This is a genomic window from Microcoleus sp. w2-18bC1, assembly GCF_036700365.1.
GTDB lineage: Bacteria > Cyanobacteriota > Cyanobacteriia > Cyanobacteriales > Microcoleaceae > Microcoleus.
The window spans coordinates 33,898-41,845 of sequence record NZ_JAUBOS010000053.1; the positions used below are offsets into that span (position 1 = coordinate 33,898).

Annotated in this window: 7 protein-coding genes; 1 reads left to right on the plus strand and 6 read right to left on the minus strand. The window is 45.5% G+C overall.

Annotation, left to right across the window (positions count from 1 at the left end):
• Window positions 1–42: 42 nt before the first annotated feature.
• From QT979_RS21835 to QT979_RS21845, 3 genes are all read right to left on the minus strand, one after another.
• Window positions 43–1,968: a M61 family metallopeptidase gene (locus tag QT979_RS21835; RefSeq protein ID WP_333210186.1), complete on the minus strand. Its 1,926-nt coding sequence runs from the start codon at window positions 1,966–1,968 to the stop codon at window positions 43–45.
• Entirely contained in the window at window positions 1,965–2,645 is a 681-nt protein-coding gene (locus QT979_RS21840) for a Crp/Fnr family transcriptional regulator (RefSeq protein ID WP_333233197.1), read from the minus strand. The genes QT979_RS21835 and QT979_RS21840 overlap by 4 nt, the downstream gene beginning before the upstream one ends.
• Window positions 2,646–2,805: 160 nt before the next feature.
• Window positions 2,806–3,666 (minus strand): inositol monophosphatase family protein, encoded by an 861-nt coding sequence (locus tag QT979_RS21845; protein WP_333210185.1) that lies wholly within the window; start codon window positions 3,664–3,666, stop codon window positions 2,806–2,808.
• Window positions 3,667–3,870: 204 nt separating this feature from the next.
• On the opposite strand from QT979_RS21845, the gene QT979_RS21850 reads away from it, so the two are divergent.
• The gene (locus QT979_RS21850; protein ID WP_333210183.1) at window positions 3,871–4,158 is read left to right on the plus strand and encodes a glycosyltransferase; all 288 of its coding nucleotides are present in this window, start codon (window positions 3,871–3,873) and stop codon (window positions 4,156–4,158) included.
• Between the two features lie 381 nt (window positions 4,159–4,539).
• On the opposite strand, the gene QT979_RS21855 is transcribed toward QT979_RS21850, so the two are convergent.
• The 3 genes from QT979_RS21855 to QT979_RS21865 all read right to left on the minus strand — a co-directional run.
• Window positions 4,540–6,468, minus strand: coding sequence for an alpha-amylase family glycosyl hydrolase (locus QT979_RS21855; protein ID WP_333311668.1), 1,929 nt, complete (start codon window positions 6,466–6,468; stop codon window positions 4,540–4,542).
• 354 nt (window positions 6,469–6,822) lie between these two features.
• A complete protein-coding gene (locus QT979_RS21860) occupies window positions 6,823–7,305 on the minus strand; it encodes an Rpn family recombination-promoting nuclease/putative transposase (protein WP_333311669.1) in 483 nt (160 codons plus the stop codon).
• Window positions 7,306–7,462: 157 nt separating this feature from the next.
• Window positions 7,463–7,948 (minus strand): transposase (locus QT979_RS21865; protein ID WP_333311670.1); only part of this gene is annotated, 486 nt, incomplete at its 5' end.

Consider the following 7,948-nt stretch of genomic DNA (forward strand, 5'->3'; position numbering starts at 1 on the left):
GATTCCTTCTAGTTTTTTCTTTCCGGTTCCCCTTCATTTATGTCACAATTTTGATAGAGGAACTCCCAGCCATCCAGTAAAGTTTTGTTTCTGAATAGTAGTGGGCTTGTCCACAGGCACGATCGAGTAACGGCCAGGCAGGGGCGGCGCGAGAGTCACACGACGAGTCCGCAGTTCGTCTTGGTGAAAAACTGTCACCTCTATTGTGTCCCCCGGCTGATAATCTTTAAGCCTCTCGCCTGCTTGTTCTGAATTTACCCGAAAACCTTCGATCGCCAGCAACTCGTCCCCAGCGTCAATTCCCGCCAATTGTGCCGGAGATCCTACTTCGACAAATTTAACCATTTCCCGTCCGTTTTCCGTTCCCAACGTCCAACCGATGCGAGGGTTTCGGTCAGTTTCATCTACCGAAATTTGCAGCCCGAAAGGTTCCAGATACTTGTTGTAAGGCAACTCTTCTGTGCCGTCTATATAGCGCGCAAAAAAGTCGCTCAAATCGATGCCGGCGACGGACTCGATCGCACTTTGCAACTCTTCGGGAGTAAAGCCTATTTCTGCGGGCAGCGAAGCAGAATTTAACTTTCCGTTTGATGTCAAATGCGCCGACTTGCCGTCTGTTTCCGACTTCAGGTCAAAATCGCCATTTTCAGCCGAATTAGCCTTGCCAAACTGCTGCCACATTAAACGCATCACATCGTCCAGAGATCGCTCATTGCCGTGTCTGGCTCGAATCAACAAATCGAGCAAAAATGAAACTACTTCCCCTTTCAAATAATAGGAAATCTGTGAATTGTCGCTGTTAGAATCCCGGCGATAAAGTTTAATCCAAGCATCCCAGCTCGACTCACTCAGAGGCTGCACGTTCCGCCCCGGAGTCGTCTGCAAGCGAGTAATTTCCTTAGCCATACCTTGGAAAAAACCTTTGATGCTGTAGAGACCCGCTCGAAAAGGAATCACCAAATCGTAATAACTGGTAGTGCCTTCAGAGAACCATAAAGAAGGAGTATAATTCTCTTTTTCGTAGTCAAATACTTCCAGAGCTTTCGGTCGAATGCGCTTGACATTCCACAGGTGAAAAAACTCGTGAGCCACCAACTGAATAAAGCGTTCATACTTTTCCTTAGCCCGAAAACCGAAACGCGGATAGTTGAGAGTGCAACTCTCCTTGTGTTCCAAACCGCCAAAACCTGAACTGGACAAATGCAGGAAAAACACATAGCGTTCGTAAGGTAAACCGCCGAACATTTTTGCCTCGACTTCGATCACTTTTTGGATGTCTCGAATCGCCCGTTCCGGTTCTAAATTGCCTTTTCCCCAAACAACTAGCTGGTGGGGTTTTCCCATCACTTCAAACTCGTACACTTCGTGATAGCCAATCTCAAAAGGACTGTCTACTAGAGTGTCAAAATCCACAGCAGCAAAAGTAAGATTTTGGCCAGAAACAGGTGGCAAAGTAGTAACGGTGCGCCATTGGGGCTGCGGTGGCACAACCTTCACCGTGTAGCAGTTGCGCTCAAAACCGGGCAAGAAAAAGCACAAAGCCGCCGGATTGAAATAACCGTGAGTCGAGTCTAAATGATTGGTTCGCACTGTCAGTTCGTTGGCAAAAATGCGGTAGAAAACCGTGACATCTGACACCAAATTTGTCTCAATTTGCCAGTGATTTTTACTGAGCTTGCGCCAAGGTAAAGCACGCGCGGCGTAGCTATTTGGTAGGGAATCGCCCGCCTGGGAGCTAAAATCTTGCAGGTGGCGGGCGTACTCTCGAACCAAGTAAGAACCGGGAGTCCAGACAGGCATTTTTAAATCCAGAACCGGCTCCGACCAACCTTGCACGCGCAAAGTTACTTCAAAGAGATGGGATTCAGGATTGGGCATCGCCACCGAATATTGAATTGTCGGTGCTGTTAATTGCACCTGACGGTGGCCGGCAGCGGACGAGGTATCCTCATAAGTAACATCAGTCATTGACTTGCCAAATTAATCAAGTGCTTGAGGTTGATCAAATGGATAGTTTCGCGGTCTGGATCGATTTTGATCCAACCTTTACTATCGAGTTTTTCCATAATTTTGCTGGTTTCATCTAGGGTGATATCTGTGACATCAGCTAAGTCTTCATAAGGAATATTGAAGATATCTTTGCCCTCAGCAGTTTTCTGACCGTAGTTTTCTGCCAGCTCGACTAAAGTATTTGCTAGTTTAACCGCTGGCTGGCGGTTTCGGAGTTGATAGCGGAGATTGGTTTGGCGGAGTCGCCGTACCATCAGTTGCAGCATCCGGTGGTGCAATTGCGGATCTTTAAACAGGGTTTGGATAAATCGCTGAGCTGTGACGCTGAGCAGCCGCACGGGCGATAGAGCAAGCACGTCATTCGATCGGGGAGATTCGTCCAGAATGGCCATTTCGCCGAAGAAGGCACCCCGTCCTAAAATAGCCATTGATACAGCTCGATCGTTTGACAAGCGGCGGACTTTTACCCAGCCAGACACGACAAAGTAAATCGCGTTGCCCCAAGAATCCTCCATCACCACAGCTCGGCCCGGGGGATACTCATGCTTGACCGCATTTGATAGCAGCCCTCCCAAGGTTTCTGGGTTAGCACCCTTAAATAGAGGGAATAGCTCACTGAAAGCTTCTGTCTTCATGCAAACTCGCGGAGGTGGGAAATATGATTAGGCGACACCCAACAGCTAGGGAACGATCGATGTTTGGGAACACAAACAATCCGTTGCTCCTTTAATTGATGATAAGGGTGCAGAGGCTCGGTTCACGTAAAATTGGTAGATTCTTTAATCTTAAACGGGTTTACAAGCCTGCCACTGCCTGTTGAACTTTGCCCAACAGAGGTTCTATGTATTCCGGCCAGCCGATCGCAATTGACTGCGTGTGGGCCAGAGTCTCCGGCTCGATCGCATCTTTAGTCCACCTCAGCGGTTGACCTTGCAAGTCGCAACAAACCAATCCGGCTGCTTTTGCTAAAGCCAGAGGGCCGACGGTATCCCACACTTTAACTCTGCCATTGAGATACAGATACAAACCAGCTCGACCGAAGATAACTTCCATCACTTTTAAGCCAAAGCTGCCCAGCGAGTAAAATTCTGCTCCGGGGATGCTTTGGGCGATCGCCCTGGCGTAGTTTTTCTGGTCTTTGTCTCCGAGAATAATTTTACAATTTTCCGCTGTCAGAGCCGGGGGTTTGCATAGCGAGATCGGCTGCGGCGCTTGGGTTCCCACAGTTTGGAACAATCCCCAATCTTTGCCGCCAAAATACATTTGGTCAAAAGCCGGGGCGTAGAGCCAGCCGGCCACAGGTTCGTCCTCAAGCAGCAGCCCCACCATCGAAGCGTAGTGTAGTTTTCCCCGAATAAATTCTTCTGTCCCGTCCAGGGGATCGATGCACCAGAGGCGCTGGTAATTAGCCCCGTAAGCTGCTCTGGAGGAGCTGTTTTCCTCGGTGATCCAGCCGTCTTCAGGAAACAAAGCGCTAAATGCTGCCGATAGTTGTCGGTCTAGGTATTGATCGATACTCGTCACGTAGTCGTTGGGCCCTTTCTCTGAAACTTCAAAAGGTTCGGCTGCTAGCTTGTAAGCTTCTTGACCGCTCTCGCGCAGGGTGTAGCGAATTTTTTTGTCTTGCTCTGGAGAAATATACATGAGGTTAAACATAAATTTTTTAGCTAACTTCAGCATAAAAGCTTAAGTCCTTGGAATCGATGGAATCGATCGGCCTGTGTCACTGTTTTTGATTCGTACAGGATTTGCGTGCGGGTGTCGATCAACCCGGTTTCCTAAACATCAGCACCGTTTGCGGTAAAAATTAGCGGTTTTTCTCAAGATGCTAAGGCTTTATCGCAGGCTTTCCCCGATACTATGCCAGAAAATATGTCCCGCAAGTTCTACGAATGGCCGGATTTAGTGCAGCTTTACCGCGATGCAGACGTAATTGCAGTTTGTTTGGTAGACAATAAATATGCTGCTGGAGTGCAGGTTTTGCTGGAAGCCATGGCCTGCAAGCGGCCGGTCGTCATTACTCGGACTCAAGGTATCGTCGATTATTTAGCGGCCCCGCATATTGCCAAAGTCGTAGATGTGGGAGAGGCAGCAGGTTTGCGCGAGGCGATCGTCCGTCCATTTGCTAAAAAATCCTCAAGAAGCTGAATCTCAAGTGCAGCGGGGCTACGAAATGGTTGTGAACCAGCATAGCAGCGAACTTTATATCGATGTTTTGGTCGAGAAATTGCGATCGCTTTAATAAAAATGTATGGTGCGCCTCGGCGCACCATACATCACGCCCGGAGGATGCACAATGCACACCTTACTGATATAGATAAAAAGCCCAACTATTTATTACCTAAATCATATTTAAAAAATAATAAATTATGAGTTGCAGTTCCTAATTAAATTTCACAGCAGTTACGTACCTACTAAATAAACCGGGTTTTAAAAAGATAATCGAAAGCCTTAAGGAATTACTTTCGTTTATCAAACCCGGTGTCTGTGCCTAAAACGGTTTTACTCAAAACTGAGAAATCAAAACTATTAAGACTCCCGTCCACTCGCCCACTTATCCCGCCATTTCACAGTCCCTTCCGAAACTAAAACCCAGCGGCGGCAAACCAGATTTTCTCGCAGCGGCGACAGTCCTTCCCGTAGCAGCGCATACTTATAAGAAATTAACTTCCCGGCACTTTCATTAAAAGGAATTTCCCCGAACCAAGTATTAGTATTGATATACTCCAACGGGAAACCCTTACTAATATCCCAATTCCCCAGTTCAGGACAATCTCCAATCACCACAATTCTTTCCCCAGGCTGAGTTCTAACGCTGTTAAGCTGCGCCCGCACAATAGTTTTCGCCTTAACTCGCTCGCCGACGCGGCTAAAAATCATTACTTCCTGCGAACCCAACTCAAGGTTGTACAGCATCCCATCTTTAACTTCAAACTTGCGGCGCGATAAAACCTCCGTATGCTCTCCATCAGGCAGCTCAGTATCAACCTCTTCAATTGTTGTAACAGAACTGCCACGATTCATCGCTACAAACACCACGGAATCGCGATAGCGGCGCACGTAACAATAAACATCAGGAGTTAGATATTTTTGCCACTGACTCCCCATCGAAATAGCTGGATTCAGCCGCCGCAATCCAGACAGCAACCGCACATCTCGGTAAATCGGCGCATCAGTATTCCACTTTTCCATCAGGGGGCGGTTGTAGGGGTCATTTCCCCCATCTGTATCATCGTGCAGATACTGTTCAGTGCCGTAATAAATGCAGGGAATACCGCGAGTCGTCATAATTAAACATATCGCCAAATGCAGCATTTCTGGATCTGGATTCAACGACTGAAACCTGGGCATATCGTGGTTGTCAATAAAAGTAATCAACTCCGTCGCCCCGTAGTAGCGGTGATCCAAATTCAGGACATCTTGGACTAACTTAAATCCCGCGCCCGCACCCTTCCCCAATACTTCTCGAATTGCCACGCACAGACCAAAATCTAAAATAGTCATCCCCGACTCGTTGGCAAATTCCACAGAACGATCGTTTCTAGGGTCGCTGTAAATCCATTCGCCAAAAATGAAAACATCAGGTCTGTGTGTTAAAATGTCAGCATTAAATTCCTGCCAAAACCAAATAGGCATATGCTTGACTGTATCAACCCGCAAAGCATCAACACCTCTGTCCAGCCATTGTTTAATTGCTGATTTAATGTAATTCCGGTAGGCAATATTGTTTTCATTGAAAGTTGCTAAACCAGACAGTTCGCAGTTTTGAACTTGCCATTCATCTTCCCAGTTTGTGACTTCGCCATAGTGGTGATACCAGTCATCGTCATCGTCGTTAAAGTCAGCTATTTTTACGCCGTCGTCATAGAGTTCCCCTTTTTTACCACTAAAATCTGGGTTGCTGTGATTGCAGACAATATCGAGCACGAGTTTCATGTTTCGCTGGTGCAACTCGTATACTAATTTGTCAAATACGGTATCTTTAGTTTCTTGTGTTTGATTGATAGAAGGATTGTCGCTTGTGGCAATGAAGCGGGGATTTAGTCGCTTGAAATCCTTAGTCCAGTAGCCGTGAATTGCAGCTTGTTCGACAAATAATGCTTCAACTTGCTCGAACAGTGGAGTCAGCCAAACTGCGGTAACTCCCATATCTTTTAAGTAGTCTAGTTTGTCGATAACTCCCTGCAAGTCGCCGCCCCAATATTTGCCCCAATCTTTCCCTTCTGGATCGTAAAGTTCTGGGTTGGGGCCTTCGTTATTTGCGGGGTCGCCGTCGTAAAAGCGATCGACTACAATGAAATAAATTGTTTCTTGTCGGAATTCAATGTCTCTGGTGTAGAGGAACTCTAAATCGATTTCGCTTTCTGGCTTAACTTCTTCTACCAGAGACTCAATTTTTTCTTCTGATTCGCTAACTTCGTATTGAGAGGAAGTTTGATTGGGAGTGACTGGTGTCATGAGATGTATTTTTTTATATTGTAAGATTGGTCAGTTATTCGGAACTGGAGTCGGAGATAGCTTTCCCCTCTGACTGACTTTTACAGCATCATACGGAATTTACTGGTTTAATGAAATCTTCCTTTAGACGGAGGGCAGACTCATCCTTGAGCATTAAGTGGATGAGAGTTAATATTTAGCGTAATTCTCAATCCAAGATGCAAAGCCTCAAAAACCTACGCTACCAGGCTGATCCTGGTAACGAGAAAAGGTACACTACTTGTGCGATCGCACTTTTTCCCTTCCTTTCATTCCTCCCGCAAGTTGTGGATATCTTCAACGCTCAAACCAGTAGTTTGACTAATGGTTTGATTGTCAAGGACATTGATTGATAAGTTGCCTAGCAATTTCTAGAGCCTTTTCTCTCATTGCTAGCGCGATTCCTTTTTCTCTGTCTTCTGCGAGGCCTTGTTCTCTGGCTTGTGCAATTCGTTTTTCAATTCCCCTGAGCAAGACAACCTGCTGATCGACAATAAACATTTCGCGTTCTTCTAAATCTGCCAACTCCTCTGGATTCAAATTAGTTTCATTAGCAATCGCAAAGGCTTGCTGTATTTCCGATACTGTTTCCATTGTTGACGGCACTATTTCCAAGCTGGGAGCATTTTTCATAAAATAAATCCACTTGTCAGTCACAGTTTCTAACTCATCCAATTGTTTATTCAATTTTGGCAATTCGATAAATATTAGTTCAATCTCTGGCTCGACATAATCAAATAAACGCTTTTTCTCCTTAAAGAAAAAAGGATAAATTACTTCTTGGTCATTATCAAACATTTCCAAATCAGTAATTGTCAAAGCAATTACCTGGGGGGGTGACAACCCACCTGAAACCCATAGCTAGGGCTTGCTGAAAAAGTCAGAAAACAGCATTGCGAAAAATGAGTGAATTCGAGATCGCCTTGACGAGATAAGTTTTATTCAACTTTTATTCAGTAAACATGATTTTTGCTAATCAGTAAAGGTAGAAAACCTGAAAAAAGCTGTTTGTTCTAAAATAGACAGAAAAAAGCCAAAAAGCCTGCCGTAGCAGGGAGGAAAGATTCATTACTAGAAAAGTTATGGCGATGGCTGTACCAGAAGTATTAGAAAGTTTAGCCATCACTCTACCAAGACTAAATCTTCTTTTAGCTTCTCCAAATTTTCCCTCAATTGAGTTACGAATTCTCTCGTCTGACTGAGCCTGTTTTTTCGTTGACTTGCTGATATTTGTCGGGGGCCTTCCTAGAGGGGGACCACTCATTCTAATCCCTCTTTCTTTGCACCACGCTCGATTTTCTCTGGTTCGATAAATTCGATCTACATGAATTGATTCAGGATAGAATCCCGTGAACCGTTTAAATTCTTCTACTTGTTTCTTTAAGTCTACAGACTCGTTAAAATTATCCCAACTAATCCGGTCTAGAAATACATAGCCATTACGACAACTCGCTGACAGCTT